Source organism: Rhodococcoides navarretei, assembly GCF_038069675.1.
GTDB classification, from domain to species: Bacteria; Actinomycetota; Actinomycetes; order Mycobacteriales; family Mycobacteriaceae; genus Rhodococcoides; species Rhodococcoides navarretei.
Genome location: NZ_JBBPCN010000001.1, coordinates 4,808,349 through 4,826,942 on the forward strand (window position 1 = coordinate 4,808,349; position 18,594 = coordinate 4,826,942).

Annotated in this window: 15 protein-coding genes; 10 read left to right on the forward strand and 5 right to left on the reverse strand. The window is 65.0% G+C overall.

Annotated features, from left to right (window positions below; genetic code table 11):
• The first annotated feature begins 87 nt into the window (after positions 1-87).
• The 3 genes from AABD04_RS22770 (at position 88) to AABD04_RS22780 (ending at position 3,750) form a co-directional block, all read left to right on the forward strand.
• Positions 88-1,188: a DUF4185 domain-containing protein gene (locus AABD04_RS22770; RefSeq protein ID WP_423228248.1), complete on the forward strand. Its 1,101-nt coding sequence runs from the start codon at positions 88-90 to the stop codon at positions 1,186-1,188.
• A 23-nt stretch (positions 1,189-1,211) separates the two neighbouring features.
• Positions 1,212-1,835: a class I SAM-dependent methyltransferase gene (locus tag AABD04_RS22775; RefSeq protein ID WP_341442587.1), complete on the forward strand. Its 624-nt coding sequence runs from the start codon at positions 1,212-1,214 to the stop codon at positions 1,833-1,835.
• A 79-nt stretch (positions 1,836-1,914) separates the two neighbouring features.
• Positions 1,915-3,750 carry an acyl-CoA dehydrogenase gene (locus tag AABD04_RS22780; protein WP_243595197.1) on the forward strand — a complete coding sequence of 612 codons (1,836 nt, stop codon included), beginning with the start codon at positions 1,915-1,917 and terminating at the stop codon, positions 3,748-3,750.
• Positions 3,751-4,032: 282 nt separating this feature from the next.
• Here AABD04_RS22780 and AABD04_RS22785 read toward each other — a convergent pair whose 3' ends face one another.
• From AABD04_RS22785 to AABD04_RS22800, 4 genes are all read right to left on the reverse strand, one after another.
• A complete protein-coding gene (locus AABD04_RS22785; RefSeq protein WP_341442589.1) occupies positions 4,033-5,019 on the reverse strand; it encodes a hypothetical protein in 987 nt (328 codons plus the stop codon).
• Positions 5,020-5,385: 366 nt separating this feature from the next.
• A complete protein-coding gene (locus AABD04_RS22790) occupies positions 5,386-5,877 on the reverse strand; it encodes a flavin reductase family protein (RefSeq protein ID WP_341442590.1) in 492 nt (163 codons plus the stop codon).
• Positions 5,878-6,023: 146 nt separating this feature from the next.
• Positions 6,024-8,318, reverse strand: coding sequence for a VanW family protein (locus AABD04_RS22795; RefSeq protein WP_341442591.1), 2,295 nt, complete (start codon positions 8,316-8,318; stop codon positions 6,024-6,026).
• A 229-nt stretch (positions 8,319-8,547) separates the two neighbouring features.
• Complete coding sequence (locus AABD04_RS22800; protein WP_341442592.1) at positions 8,548-9,852, reverse strand: PucR family transcriptional regulator; 1,305 nt, start codon at positions 9,850-9,852, stop codon at positions 8,548-8,550.
• Positions 9,853-10,000: 148 nt separating this feature from the next.
• On the opposite strand from AABD04_RS22800, the gene AABD04_RS22805 reads away from it, so the two are divergent.
• From AABD04_RS22805 to AABD04_RS22825, 5 genes are read left to right on the forward strand one after another with little or no spacing between them, the layout of a single operon-like run.
• Positions 10,001-10,822: an ABC transporter ATP-binding protein gene (locus AABD04_RS22805; RefSeq protein WP_341442593.1), complete on the forward strand. Its 822-nt coding sequence runs from the start codon at positions 10,001-10,003 to the stop codon at positions 10,820-10,822.
• Positions 10,812-11,534 (forward strand): ABC transporter ATP-binding protein, encoded by a 723-nt coding sequence (locus tag AABD04_RS22810; RefSeq protein ID WP_341442594.1) that lies wholly within the window; start codon positions 10,812-10,814, stop codon positions 11,532-11,534. Before AABD04_RS22805 ends, AABD04_RS22810 begins: the two co-directional genes overlap by 11 nt.
• 26 nt (positions 11,535-11,560) lie before the next feature.
• Positions 11,561-12,439 (forward strand): branched-chain amino acid ABC transporter permease, encoded by an 879-nt coding sequence (locus AABD04_RS22815; protein WP_243595204.1) that lies wholly within the window; start codon positions 11,561-11,563, stop codon positions 12,437-12,439.
• A gap of 1 nt (position 12,440) precedes the next feature.
• On the forward strand, positions 12,441-13,484 hold the full coding sequence (locus AABD04_RS22820) for a branched-chain amino acid ABC transporter permease (RefSeq protein WP_341442595.1): 1,044 nt from the start codon (positions 12,441-12,443) through the stop codon (positions 13,482-13,484).
• Positions 13,481-14,800, forward strand: a complete 1,320-nt coding sequence (locus AABD04_RS22825) for an ABC transporter substrate-binding protein (protein ID WP_243595206.1) — start codon at positions 13,481-13,483, stop codon at positions 14,798-14,800. The genes AABD04_RS22820 and AABD04_RS22825 overlap by 4 nt, the downstream gene beginning before the upstream one ends.
• Positions 14,801-14,950: 150 nt before the next feature.
• Here AABD04_RS22825 and AABD04_RS22830 read toward each other — a convergent pair whose 3' ends face one another.
• Complete coding sequence (locus AABD04_RS22830; RefSeq protein ID WP_423228179.1) at positions 14,951-16,294, reverse strand: acetyl-CoA C-acetyltransferase; 1,344 nt, start codon at positions 16,292-16,294, stop codon at positions 14,951-14,953.
• Positions 16,295-16,377: 83 nt separating this feature from the next.
• Here AABD04_RS22830 and AABD04_RS22835 point away from each other — a divergent pair, with 83 nt between their 5' ends.
• Together AABD04_RS22835 and AABD04_RS22840 are read left to right on the forward strand one after the other, a co-directional pair.
• On the forward strand, positions 16,378-17,724 hold the full coding sequence (locus AABD04_RS22835) for a 3-oxoacyl-ACP reductase (protein WP_341442597.1): 1,347 nt from the start codon (positions 16,378-16,380) through the stop codon (positions 17,722-17,724).
• Positions 17,721-18,578 (forward strand): MaoC/PaaZ C-terminal domain-containing protein, encoded by an 858-nt coding sequence (locus AABD04_RS22840; protein WP_341442598.1) that lies wholly within the window; start codon positions 17,721-17,723, stop codon positions 18,576-18,578. The genes AABD04_RS22835 and AABD04_RS22840 overlap by 4 nt, the downstream gene beginning before the upstream one ends.
• Positions 18,579-18,594 lie beyond the last annotated feature (16 nt).

Below are 18,594 nucleotides of genomic sequence, written 5' to 3' on the forward strand. Positions count from 1 at the left end.
ATTTATGCCCCCTCGAACAAACTGCTGGTATGGTTCCATCGGTTACCGGGGAGTGGAATCGAAATCGGGGAGAACGTCGTGAGTCGCGTGGGTTCCAGAGCATTGACCGTTGCCACCGTGGCCGTTGCAGCATCCTTGCTGGTCACAGCACCCAACGCGCTCGCCAATCCCAATGCGGTCAATCCCATCGCCGGGCTGAACGGTACGTTCGGGCTGCCGCAGCTGCACGGTCGAGCCCAGGCCGTCGCGCAGGTGACCGGGATGTCGAGTCCCAACAACACGCAGAACGTCAACATGATCGGCACCGATCTCGGGATCATGTGGGACAACGGCCGCGGCGAAGTGTTGACGGCATTCGGCGACACCGCCGGACTCGGCGTACCCAACCTGCTGCAGGGCAGCCTCTGGTCGTGGCGAAGCAACGCCATCGTGCGCAGCAACGACCGCAACCTCGCCGACGGCATGAACTTCGACAGCGTCGTCCTCGACCCTCTCGGCCAGACCAAAGAGGTCGTCCCCAGCCCCAAGATCCCGTTCGTGGAGATCAGCCGGATTCCGACGGCCGGGGTGGCCGTCGGCGACAGTCAGTACCTGAACCTGATGTCGGTGAAGAACTGGGGCCCCGCCGGAACCTGGGAAACCAATTTCTCCGGCTTGGCGGTCTCCAACGACAACGGGGAGAACTGGGCAGCACTGCCCGACACTCAGCGCCCCAGCGTCGGCGGCGACCGCAACTTTCAGCAGAGCGCCTATCTGAAGGACGGCGGATACGTCTACCAGTACGGCACTCCGCCCGGCCGCTTCAACCTCGGCCACATCGCTCGCGTCAAGGAACAGGACATCGCGAAGCTCGGAGAATACGAGTACTGGACCGGCCAGGACTGGAAGAAGGGCGACCCGGCAGCGGCAGCGCCCATCGTCGACGGCGTCGGCGAGCTCTCCGTCGCGTACAACGCCACTCTCGGGCAGTACCTGATGGTGACCACCGACAACGCCAACTCGATCGTGCTGCGGCGCTCGCCCTCGCCGGTCGGGCCGTGGAGCCCGCCGGAGGTTCTGGTCGATACTCGCGAGGTCAGCTCGATCTACGCGCCGTACATCCACCCGTACTCGACCGGACGCGATCTGTACTTCCTGGCGACGGTGTATCAGAACTACAACGTGTTGCTGCTGCGCGCGACGCTGTAACAGCTCCCACTAGGCTTCCCGAGGTGGACGCCGCAGACTGGGATCGCAAGTACGAAGGCCGACAACTCGTCTACGGCGAGGCACCGAACGCGACGTTGGTCGAGGTCGCGACAACGCTGAAACGCGGTCGCGCACTGGATCTCGCGTCGGGCCAGGGTCGAAACGCCATCTGGTTGGCAACCCGTGGCTGGACCGTCGACGCGGTCGATTTCTCCTCGGTGGCCTTGACGAGGGCAAATGACGTGGCGGCTTCGGCACCGCGGTCGGTGCGCGAGCGCCTGACCTGGGTCCATGCGGATGTGACGCAGTTGTCACCATCGCCGAACTATGACCTGGTTCTCATGTTCTACCTCCATCTGCCGCCGGACGCGCGTCGCGCGGCGGTCACGACGGCGGTGTCAGCGTTGAAACCTGATGGAATCCTCATGATTCTCGGACACCACTCCGCGAACATCGAGTCCGGTACCGGGGGCCCACAGGAACCCGAAATCCTCTACACGCCAAAGGATTTGGCGTCGGACATCGGTTCTCGGCTGACCATCATCACCGCCGAGAACCGCTACCGCGACGTGACCGGCGGCACAGCCGTCGACGCTCTATTACTCGCGAGTAGGTCCGCCCTTGGCAGCGGAACCGATCGGGAGTAATATCCGTTAAGTTACCGACGAGTAGCTAACTTGGGCGGTACTCACGAGACCGCACCACCGACTGGAGAGCGAACGAGCAATGGGCCATTACAAGAGCAACCTCCGGGACCTCGAATTCAACCTCTTCGAGATGTTCGGACTCGACGAGACACTCGAGGGCGACAACTTCGGCGACATGGACGGTGAAGTAGCCCGTGACATGCTGCGCGAGGTAGTGCGCCTGGCCGAGGGCCCGCTGGCCGAGTCCTTCGCGGACGCCGACCGCAACCCCCCGGTCTTCGATCCCGAGACCCACAGCCTGAAGCTTCCCGAATCCTTCAAGAAGTCCTACAAGGCCCTTGCCGACGGTGAGTGGTGGCGCGTCGGCCTCGACGAGGAAATCGGCGGCATGCCTGCCCCGCGCAACCTCCTGTGGGGCATCAACGAGATGCTCCTCGGCTCGCAGCCCGCAGCGTTCATGTACTCCGCTGGCCCCGGCTTCGCGAACATCCTGTTCCACAACGGAACCGACGAGCAGAAGGAATGGGCCAAGGTCGCCGTCGAACGCAGCTGGGGTGCCACGATGGTCCTGACCGAGCCCGACGCCGGATCCGACGTCGGCGCAGGTCGCACCAAGGCGATCAAGCAGGACGACGGCTCCTGGCACATCGAGGGCGTCAAGCGCTTCATCACCTCGGCCGTCTCCGACGACCTGTTCGAGAACATCTTCCACCTCGTACTCGCCCGCCCCGAAGGTGCCGGACCGGGCACCAAGGGTCTGAGCCTGTTCTTCGTACCGTCCGTCCTCTTCGACTTCGAGAAGGGCGAGCTGGGCGAGCGCAACGGCGCATTCGTCACCGGCGTCGAGCACAAGATGGGCCTCAAGGCCTCCGCCACCTGCGAGCTCACCTTCGGTGGCCACGGCGTTCCCGCCAAGGGCTGGCTCGTCGGCGAGGTCCACAAGGGCATCGCGCAGATGTTCGACGTCATCGAGCATGCACGAATGATGGTCGGCACCAAGGCAATCGGCACACTCTCCACCGGCTACCTCAACGCACTCGAGTACGCCAAGGAGCGCGTCCAGGGCGCAGACCTGACGCAGATGACCGACAAGACCGCACCGCGTGTCACCATCACGCACCACCCCGACGTGCGTCGCAGCCTGATGATGCAGAAGGCGTACTCCGAGGGCCTGCGCGCGGTGTACCTCTACACCGCCGCACACCAGGACCCGATCACCGCCAAGCAGGTCTCGGACGCCGACGAAGACATCGCATACCGCGTCAACGATCTGCTGCTGCCCATCGTCAAGGGCGTCGGATCGGAGATCGCGTACCAGGTGCTGGCCGAATCGCTGCAGACCTTCGGCGGCTCCGGCTTCCTGCAGGACTACCCCGTCGAGCAGTACATCCGCGACGCCAAGATCGACTCGCTGTACGAAGGCACCACCGCCATCCAGGCGCAGGACTTCTTCTTCCGCAAGATCGCCCGCGACCGCGGCGTAGCGCTGGCTCACGTCGCCGGACAGATCAAGTCGTTCATCGACAGCGAAGCAGGAAACGGACGCCTCAAGGCCGAGCGTGCACTGCTCGCCACCGCACTCGAAGACGTGCAGGCCATCGTCACCTCGATGACTCAGCACCTCATGGGCGCACAGGACCAGCCCACCGAGCTGTACAAGGTCGGCCTGGCATCGGTGCGCTTCCTCATGGGCTTCGGCGACCTGCTCATCGGTTGGTTGCTGCTGCGTCAGTCCGAAATCGCCATCACTGCACTCGACAACGGTGCAGAAGGCAAGGAGAAGGCGTTCTACGAGGGCAAGATCGCCGTCGCATCGTTCTTCGCCAAGAACATCCTCCCGCAGCTCACCGCGACGCGAGCAATCCTCACCAACATCGACAACGACATCATGGAACTGGACGAAGCAGCATTCTGATTCCCTGACATTTCAACGGCCGCACTCGATTTCGAGTGCGGCCGTTGTTCTTTGTATGCCGGGTGTGGGTTGCCGGCCCCGGGTTGCCGCAAACGCGCGCGCATTTGTTGGGGGTGCGGCGTTGCTGGCCCCGGGTTGCCGCAAACGCGCGCGCATTTGTTGGGGGTGCGGCGTTGCTGGCCCCCGGGTTGCCGCAAACGCGCGCGCATTTGTTGGGGGTGCGGCGTTGCTGGCCCCCGGCCCTCGCAAACGCGCGCGCATTTGTCAGAATTGCGCGGATTCTCAAGCAATTTCGCTCGCGTTCGGCAAATGCGCGCGCGTTTGCGGCCTGCAGGACGTACTCCGCACACTCCCTCGCGGCATCGGGAGGGCCGCAGCCCGCTTCAACGCGCGGGATATCCTCGCCGACAGCTCCTCCGGACGGGCCAGATCCGCCCACGTCCAGCGCACCACTGGATAGCCGAGTTCGCGTATCTCGTCCTCCCGCAGCTTTTCCTTGAACACCACGTCGCCGGGACTCTCGTTCGGCTGCAGATAACCGGTGTACTTGAGCTTGCCATCGAATTCGGCGACGACGATGCCGTTGATCAGCCAGTCGATGCGTGCCACGAAGTTCCCGTCGTCGTCGTAGATCTCCACTTGGGGCTCTGGGTCGAAACCGGCCTCGCGCAGCATGATTCGGCTTTGGGACTCGCCCGGATTGTCGCTACGGCCGTCCATCAGTCGGACAGCCCGTCGCGCTCGAGCCACCCCCTTCCATCCTCGAGCGCCGCGCAGCTCGGCGTCGATCTCGTCTGGGTCACAACTTTTCAGGGCTGCATCACCGGCGATCACCGCCGACAACGTCGTCTCGGTACGGCCGAGATCGACCACTGTCCGCGCCAACGATGTCACCGCGATACCGTCGAGCATCACCCTCGGTCCCGATGGCGCACAGTGGACGACTATTGCCGAGTTCTTCCGACCTCCGCCATGGCGATTGCGAGTGACGTGAACTTTGTCGAATCCTCCTCTCGGCAAGGGCAACCCGTGCAGCAGGGCGGCCGAACGATGACTGACGACGTGGTCCCTGGAGATGGTCGGCAGGATCGCATCGATGAGAAGTCGGTGCCGCTCGTGCTCCGACAACTCGGCCAACCTCGACGACGGAACATAGACGCCGTTGACCAGCCGCACCCATCCCCCTCGCTCGTACAGGGCACGCAACTCGTGATCCGCGAACCCATTTGCCAACGCCTCCGTGCGTCGCACCATTCGGTCGTCTTTCATCCTTCGAGTCTCGGCCATACGCCGGCCGGTTCGAGCCCAGAAGCGGCCGTCTGTGCACTAATCGAGGCCTGTGGATGAATACAGGTACGGACGTACCAGTTGTCCGGCCTGGTTCTGGTCTCGATCCCGCAAACGCGCGCGCATTTGTCAGAATTGCGCGGATTCGCCAACTATTTCGCGCGCGTTCAGCAAGTGCGCGCGCGTTTGCGAAGACGGGGAGCCGCACGGGCAGGAGCCGAGCAGGGGCCGAACTGAAGCCGAGCAGGGGGCCGAACTGGAGCCGAGCCGAGCAGGGCAGGGCAGGGCAGGACGGGGCCGAGCAGGGGCCGAAAGGGGCCGAACCGGCGAAGCGTAGTCGAGCAGCCGCTATTGCTGAAGTTTGCGGAACTTGCTGCCGTGGAACACGATTGGATTCACTTCACTCTGCACATCCAGAGAATGTATGCGCAGCAGCACTATTGCGTGGTCACCCGCCGGGATTTGTTGCTCGATGGTGGTGTCCAACCACGCAGTGGCCCCGACGATGAAGGCTGCTCCCCCATCGGAGATGGTGAGATCGAGACCGGCGAAACGGTCGCCAGTTTTGGCCGCCAGCGTGCGGACGGCGTCGTTGTGCGCCTCGCCGAGAACGCTGACTCCGATGCTGGGTGCCAATTCGAGTTTCGGCCAGGTCGTCGACGTGTTCTGGATGCACACCGCGACGAGCGGCGGATCGATGGACACCGATACGAAGCTGCTGGCGGCCAGGCCGACCAGAACGCCGTCCATCTTCGCGGCGATCGCGACGACGCCGCTCGGGAACTGCGCGTACGCCTCACGAAGCGTCTGCTGATCGAGGACGGTACGTGTGAGCGTCATGGACGAAGCTCCCTTTCGATCTCGTGGTGCACCCCGCGGGGCACAGTTCTGCCGAGCGGACACTTACTGCAAGCAAACACCCGATCGGGCGGCGACGCCACAGTCCGAATCGACGTGATCGGAACGCCACCATCGCGGGTGCGGCGTCACTCGTCGTCGCTCGGCTCCGGATCCGGGTCCGGATCTGGCGCGCGGTCCGGAGCGGGATCCGGGCGATCGGGCTCGACGCACCTCACGATAGGAATCGGGTCGTACTTCACCGTCCTGGTGTTCCGCGAAATTTCCCGGCCCGACGCCGTGTCGCTGATCACTCTGGTATCGCTGGCGGTGAATCCCTGGCCTCCACCGGACGCGACGCAGCCGTCACCGGCGGGCAGTGTCACGGTGTTCGGTGACGTGAAATTGGTGCGCGAACCGGTGATCGATTCGACGTCCACCGTCTTCGTTCCCCACAGTCGGACAGTGACGCTGGAGGAATCGGCGAACGACTGGATCACCACGCCGGTGTCGTTCGGGTTGGTGAACTTCAGGTCGATGGCACCTTCGAAGACCGTCGCTTCACGCGCCTCGGGGTACCGGCTGATGTAGTAACTGTGCTCGGTATGGTCCGTGTCTTCCATGCCTGCGAAGTACGACGCGTTGTACAGCGTGGTCGCGAACTGGCTGATTCCGCCGCCGACGGCACGATCGGGTCGGCCGTTGTCGATGATCCCGGACTCCACGAAGCCCTGCGCAGTACCTCGCGGGCCGGTGTATCCGTTGAGCGAGAACGTTTCTTTCGGCTTCACGAGCGCACCGTTGACGATGTCTGCCGTGAGCCCGATGTTGATGCCCGACGCGTACTCGAACCCACCGGTCGTGTATTCGGCAATCACTTCTCGCACGCCGAGATTCTCCGCGTCCTCGGTGGTGAGAGCGGGCGGAGCCGGTTCGTAGATCGCCTCGGTGGTGCGAGGCCCGTCCGCAGACAGCAGCGCGGGGAGTTGCTCGAGGGTCTTGCGCCACTCCACCAACTCCCCCATTTCACCGGGGACGACGGTCGGCGCACCCCCGGAGAAGGTGAACGACGCGTCCTTCGGCGGCACTTCGGTGCGCACCAGTTGCGGCGCGAGAATGCCGGTGGCCACGTCGGTGTCGTAGATCGGCGTCAACCCGCCCTGGCCATCCGGGTCGAAACGCAGAACCTCGCCCACCCGATCCGTCGGCAGAGTCGCATCGACGTCCTGCCGACCGGAGACGATCACCGGTGCCTCGACCGCGGGAACGGCGATGTCGGCGAAGGCGCGATCCACCGCGTCCTGCGTGACCGTGACGGGCGTGGACTCGTAGACCACTTCCGTTGTGCCAGAGGCCCATTCGGTCTGCAGGTTTCGACGTGTCCCGTCGGCGTCCAGTTCGCGGCCGGACAATGGTGCGACGGCGATCGGGGTGCTGCCGTCGAACACGACGTCGCCTTCGACGGGCGCGCGATCGGTCTCGGCGCGCAGTCCGTCCACGGCAGCGGTGAGTGCTTGCTCGTCCGTGGTCGAGACGACACCGATCTCGCGGCTGCCGAACAACGACGTCAGCCGAGTGATCGGGTTGATCGGCTGCGACCCCGCACGGTCGAGCGTCGCATTCCAATCCACACCGAGACCGGCAGCGGCGGGGAGTACCTCGACCTGTCGATCGCCGACGTCGACCAGTACGGGCTGCTCGGCACGCGCACCCAACTCGGAGCGCAACAGCGCCTCGGCGTCGGAGTGGCTCTTACCGCCCACCTCGATTCCGGCGACGGTGACGCCGCGGGGCACGCGGTCGCTGGAGGTGATCCAATCCGCCGCGTACAGCAGGGCCAGAACGGCAACCACCGCGCCGGCCCCGATGGCGATCTTCCGCCACGGCGGCACAAATCCGGACCCATCGCTGGGCTGCGCCGGGTCGTCCTCCGGCGGAACCACGGGGGGCTGGACCGGCGACTCGGGTCGGGGAGAAACATCTGTCTCAGTAGGAGCATCGGTGTCAGCAGGAACTACAGACTGCGCGACGGTAGGCGATTCGTCGGCTGCGGGCGGCGGCTGCTGGTCCGTGATCGGATCGGTCTCGGCGTCCCCCGAGTCGACTGCAGCTGCGTGGGCCTCGGTGGCCGCGACATCGTCGACGACCGGGTGTGCGGTAACCGAATCTCCATCGACCGACCCGGCATCGACCGACCCGGGCTCGTCGACATCGGTTTCGGCGCCGGAAGGCTGCTCGGCCTCGGTTTCCACCTCGGCCTCGGCCCCGACCTCGGACTCGGCCTGCACCTCGGACGATTGCTCCGCCTCGGGTGCCTGCTTCGAGTCGTCGGCCCCGTCGCGGAGTGCCCCGAAGACCTCGGTGGGAGCGTCGTACGGCGGTACGTCGGGTTTCGGTTCGGCACCCTCGGGCGCATCACCCGACCTACTCTTGCCCTCGCTCACGTTCGACCCTTCCAGGACCACCGTTGGTTGTCGATCCGCCCTTCTGCTTGGCGTACCCCGCGCACGAGCTTACGCAAACCGAACGGTGGCGCTCATTCGGAGACCGTCGTCACCGGTAACGAGAAAGGCTCCGCGCTGCTGCCGGGTCGGGGGTCAGGCAGCAGTGCGGAGCCACTGGGAATATAAGCGGACCCCGGTCCTTCGTTACACCGACTCGAAATTTGTCTCGTCAATTCATTCGGTTGAATGACGCCCGAGGCGTCGAACTGTCCCCTTCGCCGACGGCCCGAGCCCAATGACCTGTCCTGACCAGCGCGAGAGTGAGCAGCAGCCGATCTCGTGGATCGGTCAGATCGTGGCCGGTCAACTCCTCGATTCGATGGACCCGGTAGATCACGGTGTTTCTGTGGCAGTACAACGCCTTGGCGGCATTGGTGGGCGAACCGTCGGACGCGAGCATGTGGGCCAGAGTGTCGAGCAGCGTTTCTCGATGCGGTTCGGGGTGCGTCCACAAATTGCCCAGCGCGTGGCGCACCAACAATTCCGAGGACTGATCGTCGGCCGCCATGATCACGCGCGGCAGTCGATCCGTGGCCAATGCCACGCCGCTGTCCTCGGTGATGGTCTCGGCCGTCAACGCTGCCAGGCGATACGCCGCCGCGAACGACGACACTCCCTCCGGCGAATGCGCGACCCCGACAGGCCCGACGGCCCGAGCAGCGAGGGCGTCGACGACGGAGTTCCACGATCCGGTTCCGAGTGCGACGAGCGCGAACTGGTGGCCGTCCCTGGTGTTCCAATGCGAGACTGCGCCGATCTGGTCCAACGCGTCCTCTGGTGCCGGGAGCGGAGGTGACCCCTGATCGTCGAGCGGACCGACCACGCACGCGATCTGCTGCGATGCCGAAAGGCCAAGGGTGGCACGTGCTTCGATGACGAACGCCGGGTCACCGCCACGGCCCGATCGAAGGCCGTCGAGGATCACCAGAACGTTGGCGAGGTCGCGCTGCTGCATGCGGGCGCTTTCCTGCCGGTACGCCTCGACCAGAGTCTCGTATTGACTGTCGAGCGCGCGCCACAACTGCCGACCCGCAACCAGCAACAGATGTTCGTCGATGCTGGTGCGACGCTGCTCGCGCTCGAGCATCAGCTCCTCCCACAGCGTCCGGCTACCGAGGGTGTACGCCTTGAGTACCAGCTCCATCGGAATCCCCTGGCGTGCGCGCTCCCGGCCGGTGCGACGCCACACCTCGCGCGCGTTGTCGCCTGCGGCGGACAACCCCGACAGCGTGCGCAGACCTTGATTGATGTGCTCGCGGGTGCTGCGGCGAATCTCGCCTGCGATGTCCGGCGTGGAACTGGCCAGGTACGCCGGCTCCTGCTCGATCAACGCCAGCGTGATCGAGTCGGCGATCGAATCCGCACGCGGCGTCAGGGCCGCCCATGCGTTTCGAATCTTCTCCTGATCGGAGTCGGTCACTGCTCCGCGGGCAGCCGACCGCGTCGATACACGTCGACCGTCGGGAGCACCCACCCGCACAGTTTTGCGCATTGAGCCCACATCCCAGGGTGATTTGACCGGTACTGGTGCCCTGGGACCCAAACATTCTGTGCGCAGCGCCCATATCGCCCGTTGTGCGGGACGCACCATAGTGAACGCAACAGATTGTGAGGTGCATCACTTGAACTCTCTCGACACGATGGATCCGGTTCTCAGCATGAAGGACGTCGAGGTGGCATTCGGCGGTATCGTCGCGCTCTCCGGAGTCAGCATCGACGTGCGACCCGGCGAAGTCCTCGGCGTCATCGGACCCAATGGGGCAGGCAAGACGACGTTGTTCAACGTTGCCTGCGGTCTCGTCCGTCCCCGCTCGGGAACTCTCGGCCGACACGGCGAAACGTTGACCCATCTACGTCCGCACGACCTGCCCCGCCTCGGTATGAGCCGAACGCTGCAGGGACTCGGACTGTTCGACCGGATGACCGTTCTGGACAACGTCATGGTCGGAGCCGACCGCACGGCTCGTACCGGCATCCTCGCCGGTCTCCTCGGCCTACCGTCGAGTGCCACCGACGATGCGGCGGTACGCGCCACCGCGATGGCCACTCTGCAGCGACTGCGAATCGACGACTACGCCCACCGCTTGCCGCCGAGCCTGCCGTATGCGGTGCGCAAACGCGTCGCGCTGGCACGCGCTCTGGTCAGCGAACCGACACTGCTCCTGCTCGACGAACCCGCATCGGGACTGTCCAGTGACGAGATGAGCGAACTCGGTGACGAGATTCGCTCTCTCGCAGCACATTCCACCGATTCTCATCCGGAGAGACCGGCGACGTCGGTCATGCTCGTCGAGCACCACATGGACCTCGTCATGAGTGTGTGCGATCGGATCTACGTACTGGACTTCGGCAAGGTCATCGCCCAGGGAACGCCCGATCAGATTCGCGAGGATCCCGCCGTGCTCGCGGCGTATCTCGGAAACGACGTGGCTCATGAGGACTGACGCTGCGCACCTGACCGTCACCGACCTGACCGTTCGATACGGACCGGTCACCGCCCTCGATTCGGTGTCGATGACCGTCACGGCCGGGGCGATCACTGCCGTTCTCGGCGCGAACGGAGCAGGAAAGACGACCTTGCTTCGCACGATCTCGGGACTGCTGAAACCGGTGTCGGGACGGATCGAACTCGCTGGAGCCGACATCGTCGGTGTGGCACCGGATCGCCTGTCTCGCAAAGGACTCGCGCACGTTCCGGAAGGCCGAGGGGTGATAGCCGAACTGACCGTCGACGAGAATCTTCGGCTCGGCGCTCTGGGCCGCAACCGAAGTCACGACGCTGTCAGCCTCGACCGGATCTACGACATGTTTCCGCCCCTGACCGGTCGTCGGGCGTCCTCCGCACACACCCTGTCCGGCGGCGAGCGGCAGATGCTCGTGATCGGTCGAGCACTGATGGCGACCCCGTCGGTTCTTCTGCTCGACGAGCCGTCCCTCGGGCTCGCACCGAAAGTCGCAGCGCAGATATTCGAGACACTGCGTGCGCTCGTCGACTCCGAATCGATGACCGTCGTGCTCGTCGAACAGAACGCCCGCAGCGCGCTGTCGATCGCCGAACACGCCGTCGTCCTGGATCTGGGCAAGGTCGCGGTCGAAGGTCCCGCCGACTCGTTGGCCGGCGACGACGCCCTCCGACACGCCTATCTCGGGTTCTAGAGCAAGCCGAAAGGACGCCTGCCACAGTGCAACAACTGCTCACCATCCTCATCAACGGCGTGACGACAGGCATGATCTATGCCGCCTTCGCGCTGGCCCTCGTACTCATCTGGCGATCGACACGCATCGTCAACTTCGCCCAGGCCCCGATGGCCATGATCACCACGTACGTGGCACTGGTCGTCATCGACGCCGGCTATTCGTACTGGATCGGATTCGGAGTCGCGCTCCTGTGCGGCCTGCTACTGGGAGCCTTGACGGAGCGACTCGTCATCAGATTCGTCGACAGCTCGTCGCACATCAACCCGGTCATTCTCACGCTCGGGCTGTTCATCATCATCCATGCGGTGGCCGCCATCGTCTTCGGCAACCAATTCCGTTCCTTCCCAGCACCGTTCGGCCTCACCGGCCAGCGGATCGGCGACGTGAACGTGGCGTTGACCGGGTACGACATCTTCAAGATCGTCGCCGTCCTGGTGGTCCTGGGCTTGCTGATTCTGCTCTTCCGATTCACCGACCTGGGATTGAAGATGCGGGCGAGCGCATTCGAGCAGGAAGTCGCCAAACTGCTCGGCGTACGGGTGAGCCGAATGCTCACCCTCGGTTGGGCTCTGGCCGCAGTGGTCGGATCGCTGGCCGGTCTGCTCATTGCGGGCGGCTCACTGGTGCATCCGGGCTACATGGACTCGATCGTCGTATTCGGTTTCGTCGCAGCTGTTCTCGGTGGTCTCGACAGTCCGGCGGGTGCAGTGGTCGGCGGCCTGTTGATGGGCATCGGGCTCAGTTTCGTCAGTGGCTACCTCGGCCAGGATCTGGTGTCCAGCGCGGCCTTGGTGATCCTGATCGTCGTCCTGCTGGTGCGACCGAGCGGGTTGTTCGCCAGCGCAGCGGCCAGGAGGGTGTGACATGAACGCAACTCTCACTCGCCTCGCCGCCACCCCGGTACGACGCCATTTCCTCTGTGCGGTCATCGGTCTCGTTGTCATCGTGCTGGCGCTCGAGTCGCTGAGCACCTTCCGTCAGAGCCAGCTCACCTCGGTCGCCTACCTGGCCATCGCGGCCGGCGGACTGACGGTGCTGACCGGGCTGAGCGGCCAGCTCTCGCTCGGGCACGGTGCGTTCATGGCGGTCGGTGCGTACACCGCGGCGTTGATGTTGCGGGCCAATGATTCCGGGTGGTCGGTGCCCCTCGTGCTGCTCGCCGCCATCGTCATCTCGGCCGTGGTGGGTGTCGTGGTCGGTGTTGCCGCCGCCCGACTGCACGGGCCGTACCTGGCCGGTGCGACGCTCGCGCTCGCGGTCGCCGTTCCTGGCCTGGCCCTCTACTTCTCGGACTACCTCGGCGGCGAACAGGGACTGGTCGTACCGGCACCGGAAGTGCCGCAGCTGATCGACGACATGATGTTCTTCGTCACCGGAAACGAGCTCAGTGGCACCAAATTCGTCGCCTACGTCAGCTGGATACTGCTCGTCCTCGTGTTCTTCCTGCTGGCGAACGTCTCGTCGAGTCGGATCGGCCGTCGCTGGCGGGCCGTTCGCGACGACGAAGTTGCCGCCGAGTTGTCCGGTATCGACCTCGGGCGTGCACGCATCCTCGCGTTCGTCGTCAGCGCGGCCTGCGCGGGCGCGGGCGGCGCGGTTCTTGCGATGTCGGCACGAATCGCGGCACCGAGCGGATTCACGCTGACCCTGTCACTGACGCTGCTCTCCGCCGTCGTCATCGGTGGGCTCGGCACCCTGTCCGGAGCACTGATCGGAGCACTGCTGCTGACGTACATCCCACCGGTGGTGACCAATCTCGGGCTCGATCTCGGGCTGAGCAGTCTGCAATCCGCCGAACTCGCACCACTGGTGACCGGAATCTTCACCGTCCTCGTCATCCTGTTCGCCCCACTGGGTTTGGTGGGCACGTATCGCAAGTTACGGACAACCAGAAAAGGAATGAAATGAAAAAGTTCGGATCGGTGGCGTTCAGAACGACCGCGCTCGTCGCCGTCGTCTCGTTGGCCGCAGCGTGCGGTGCAGGTGGCCGAGACGAGGCGACGGAATCATCGGAAGGGTCGACGGTCGGCATCACCGACACCTCGGTGAAGATCGGTGCCCACTTCCCGTTGACCGGGGTAGCAGCGCCCGGATACAGCGAAATCCCCACGGGCGCACAGGCCTACTTCGATTACGTCAATGCCGCGGGCGGCATCAACGGCAGGCAGATCGAGTACGTGGTTCGCGACGACTCCTACGATCCGACGACCACCACGCAGGTCGTCAACGAACTCGTCCTGCAGGACGAGGTGTTCGCCGTCGTCGGCGGACTCGGCACGGCGACCCACAGCGCGGTCATCGACTTCCTCAACGAGGAGGGCGTACCCGATCTCTTCGTCTCCTCCGGCGCGATCATGTGGGGCAACGATCCCGAGAAGTACCCCAACACCTTCGGTTGGCAGCCCGACTACCAGGTCGAGGGCAAGATCATCGGTGACTGGGTGACGAAGAACCGGCCCGACGCCAAGGTCGGACTGTTCCTCCAGGACGACGACCTCGGCCGCGACAGCGAAGAGGCGGTGCGCCAGTATCTCGACGATCAGATCGTCGAGGTCGTGCGGTACACCTCGGGCAACACCGACGTCGCACCTCAGATCGCGGCCCTGCAAGGTGCCGGAGCAGATCTGATCCTCGGCTTTAACGTTCCCTCGTACACCGCCCTGAGCCAGCTGACAGCCATGCGGCTCAACTACGACCCCGAGTGGTTCTACAGCTCGATCGGTTCCGACGTCGACCTGGTCGGCTCCCTGCTCGGACGGTTCTCCCAGGGTGCGGTCACCGACGGCGCGCAGTCCCTCGAAGGCATGATCTCACTGGAGTACATCCCCGGCGTCGACTCGCCGGAGAATCCGTGGACCCAACTGTGGCAGAAGGTCTGGGCCGAGAACGGAACCGGTGACCCACTGACCAACTACCGCATCTACGGCCTGAGCCAGGCATACGCATTCGTGCAAGCACTCGAAGCCGCGGGCGAGAACCCCACCCGTGAAGGCATCGTCGCAGCCATTCAGGACGGCGGAATGGACTTCGAGGGACCGCAGTTGGCCCCGTTCCGATACTCGGAAGAAAGCCATCTCGGAATCTCCGGAGCCAGTGTCTTCCAGATCCGCGAAGGCGTACCCGAGTACCTGACTCCGGTGCTGCAGACCGACATCGGTGATTCGGCCGTCGAGGAGTACACCGGCGAGGAATCGACGCCACCGGAAAGCGGCATACCGGGCTGATCGCACACAAAAAAGGGGCACGCAGCGAATGCGTGCCCCTTTTCACGTGGTGGTCGGCAGATCCGGAAACCCCTCGATTACCGGATCCGCCGACCCCTCTGTCCCCCGGATCGTGTCCCCCCGGATTGGGAGCAGCCGAAGCTGCAGTGGTCAGCGCTCGATGATGGCGGTGACGCCCTGGCCACCGGCCGCGCAGATCGAGATCAGGCCACGGCCCGAGCCCTTCTCGGCCAGCATCTTCGCCAGCGACGCCACGATGCGTCCGCCGGTGGCGGCGAACGGGTGACCGGCGGCGAGCGAGGAGCCGTTGACGTTGAGCTTGCTGCGGTCGATGGAACCGAGCGCCCCGTCGAGTCCCAGACGCTCCTTGCAGTACTCGTCGCTCTCGAAGGCCTGCAGAGTTGCGAGCACCACGGAGGCGAACGCCTCGTGGATCTCGTAGTAGTCGAAGTCCTGCAACGTGAGGCCGTTGCGAGCGAGCAGACGCGGAATCGCGTAGGTCGGAGCCATCAGCAGACCGTCCTTGAACGAGCCGTTGCCGTGCACGTAATCGACTGCCGCGGTCTCGGAATCGACCAGATGTGCCAGCACCGGCAGGTTGCGCTCGGCAGCCCACTCGTCGCTCGACAGCAGCGCGGCCGACGCACCGTCGGTGAGCGGCGTCGAGTTACCGGCCGTCATGGTGGCGTCGCCCAGCTTGGTTCCGAAGACCGGCTTGAGCGTCGCGAGCTTCTCGACGGTCGATCCCGGGCGCAGGTTGTCGTCGCGGGTCAGGCCGAGGAACGGCGTCACCAGATCATCGAAGAAGCCGCGGTCGTAGGCCGCCGCCATGTTCTTGTGGCTCGCTGCGGCCAGTTCGTCCTGGTCCTCGCGGCGGACGCCGAATTCCTTGGCGGTGATGGCGGCGTGGTCACCCATCGACAGGCCGGTGCGCGGCTCGCCGTTGCGCGGGATCTCGATGCCGAGCATGCCGGGGCGGACGTTACCGAGGAGCTTGATGCGGTCGGTGGTGCTCTTGGCCCGGTTCAGCGACAGCAGGAACTCGCGCAGTTCGTCATTGACACCGATTGGGGCGTCGGACGTGGTGTCGACACCGCCACCGATACCGGCGTCGATACGGCCCGACGCGATGGCGTCGCCGACGGCGATGATCGACTGAAGACCGGTGCCGCAGGCCTGCTGGATGTCGAAGGCCGGGGTGTACGGGCTCAACGCGCTACCGAGTACGACCTCGCGGGTGAGGTTGAAATCGCGCGAATGCTTGAGCACGGCACCGGCGGCGACGAGGCCCAGGCGCTCGCCCTGCAGACCGAATCGCGAGACCAGCCCGTCGATGGTCGCGGTGAGCATGTCCTGGTTGGACGCCAGCGCGTACTTCTTGTCGGAGCGCGCGAAAGGAATGCGGTTGCCACCGACGATTGCGACCGGTCGTAGCTGCTTGCTTGTCACTGACGTCTCCAAACATCGTCGAAAAAGGCCCTGGTGGAGTTTCATCTTACTGGCGAGTAAGTTGGTTGTCGACACCCGGTCGTGCGCCTCGCTCCTCGAGCGAGCAGCGCTGAATGAAAGGTACGACAGTGGCAGCCTCCAAGGGAGCCCCAGATCTCTACTCAACGTTCCTCGCGTCCGCGCCGGGAGCCTTCATCGCCAAGCAGGCCGGCCTGCCGCAGCCCGAGAAGCTGCGCCGCTACAAGGCAGGCGAGCCGCCGCTGGCCGGACCGGTTCTGATCGGCGGCAACGGCCGCCTCGTCGAGCCGCTGCGTGAGCTGCTCTCGGACTACCCGCAGTCGCAGCCGCACGACGACAAGCACGGCGGACTGGTGTTCGACGCCACCGGCATCGGCAACGTCGCCGAGCTCGAGCAGCTGTTCAAGTTCTTCCAGCCGGTCATCCGCAACCTGGCACCGTCCGCTCGCGTCGTCGTCATCGGCACCACTCCCGAAGAGACCTCGAGCGTCGACGAGCACATCGCCCAGCGCGCCCTCGAAGGCTTCACCCGCAGCGTCGGCAAAGAGGTCAAGCGCGGTGCCACGGCGCAGCTCGTCTACATCTCCCCCAACGCCTCGACCGGTCTCTCCGGTCTCGAGTCCACCCTCCGCTTCCTGCTCTCGGCCAAGTCCGCATTCGTCGACGGCCAGGTCATCGCCGTCGGTGACGCCGATTCGCAGGCACCCGCATCGTGGGACAAGCCGCTCGCAGGCAAGGTCGCCGTCGTCACCGGAGCCGCCCGCGGTATCGGTGCCACCATCGCCGAGGTCCTCGCCCGCGACGGAGCCACCGTCATCGCAGCCGACATTCCTGCTGCCGGAGAAGCACTCTCGCAGACGGCCAACAAGGTCGGCGGCACCTCGCTGGCCCTCGACGTCACCTCGCCCGACGCCGGAGAGGTACTGAGCAAGCACCTGCTGGAGCGTCACGGCGGCGCCGACATCATCGTGCACAACGCAGGCATCACCCGCGACAAGACCCTCGCCAACATGGACGACGCCCGCTGGAACTCGGTCATCGGCGTCAACCTTGCTGCCCCGCAGCGCATCACCGACGAGCTCGTCGAATCCGGCGCACTCAAGGAGGGTGGCCGCGTCGTCGACGTCTCCTCCATCGCCGGTATCGCAGGCAACCGCGGCCAGACCAACTACGGCACGTCCAAGGCCGGCGTCATCGGCTTGGTCCACGCGTCCGCACCGGTGCTGGCGAAGAAGAACATCACCATCAACGCCGTCGCCCCCGGCTTCATCGAGACCGCGATGACCGCGGCGATCCCGTTCGCCACCCGCGAGGCCGGGCGACGCATGAGCTCGCTGCTGCAGGGCGGCGAGACCGTCGACGTCGCGGAGTTGGTGTCGTACTTCGCTTCTCCCGCATCCAACGCCGTTACCGGCCAGGTCGTACGCGTGTGCGGCCAGAGCCTGCTCGGCGCATGAGCGTCGTCCAGCTCCGGGAGCAGCCCAAGACCTCCGAGATCTACAGGTCGGCTGCGCTCGGCGCGCTGCCCTTCTTCGGATCCACGTCGTCCACGGTGCCCAACACCGTGTACGAGCTCGAGGGTCTGCGAGTGGACCCCGACAACCTGGCCGGGTACTGCCGCGCGACAGGGTTGCGATTCGGCGATCAGCTCCCGGTGACCTACCCCTTCACCCTCGTCTTCCCGACGGTGATGAAACTGATGGTGTCCAAGGGCTTTCCGTTCGCGGCCATCGGCTCGGTGCACGCCGAGAACGTCATCGAGCAGTTCCGTGGCATCTCGGCCTCCGAGCCGCTGGACATACGCGTGCACGCGGAGAACCTGCGCGAGCACCGCAAGGGCTTGCTGGTCGACCTGATCAGTGAGGTCAAGGTGGGACGCGAACTGGTCTGGAAACAGACCTCGAGCTTCCTGAGCCTGCAGAAGACCTCACTGTCCGGTGGTCCCCGAGAAACGCCGCCCGCCGACGAGGTGCCGCCGCCCCCGACCCGCACCCTGCGCGTGGACCAGCGGATCATCAGTCGGTACGCGGCCATCTCCGGAGACCGCAATCCGATTCACGTATCCTCGCTCGGCGCAAAGGCATTCGGATTCCCGAAGACCATCGCGCACGGCATGTGGAGTGCGGCAGCCGTCCTGCAGACCGTCGAGGGCCGAATCCCGGAGGCCGTGAACTACAGCATCCGCTTCGGTAAGCCGATCATCCTGCCCGCGACGGTGAACGCCTACGCCGACGCCGTCGGTACGGGGTGGGACCTGTCGCTGAAGAACCCGAAGAAGGGGTACCCGCATCTGACGGGAACCCTGCGCTGACTGGCTCGAACTCGAA

Coding starts and splice junctions, on each gene's coding strand:
- AABD04_RS22840 (WP_341442598.1), top strand. CDS start 17,721: ATGAGCGTCGTCCAGCTCCGGGAGCAGCCCAAGACCTCCGAGATCTAC.
- AABD04_RS22810 (WP_341442594.1), top strand. CDS start 10,812: ATGAGGACTGACGCTGCGCACCTGACCGTCACCGACCTGACCGTTCGA.
- AABD04_RS22785 (WP_341442589.1), bottom strand. CDS start 5,019: ATGAAAGACGACCGAATGGTGCGACGCACGGAGGCGTTGGCAAATGGG.
- AABD04_RS22780 (WP_243595197.1), top strand. CDS start 1,915: ATGGGCCATTACAAGAGCAACCTCCGGGACCTCGAATTCAACCTCTTC.
- AABD04_RS22820 (WP_341442595.1), top strand. CDS start 12,441: ATGAACGCAACTCTCACTCGCCTCGCCGCCACCCCGGTACGACGCCAT.
- AABD04_RS22825 (WP_243595206.1), top strand. CDS start 13,481: ATGAAAAAGTTCGGATCGGTGGCGTTCAGAACGACCGCGCTCGTCGCC.
- AABD04_RS22830 (WP_423228179.1), bottom strand. CDS start 16,294: ATGAAACTCCACCAGGGCCTTTTTCGACGATGTTTGGAGACGTCAGTG.
- AABD04_RS22790 (WP_341442590.1), bottom strand. CDS start 5,877: ATGACGCTCACACGTACCGTCCTCGATCAGCAGACGCTTCGTGAGGCG.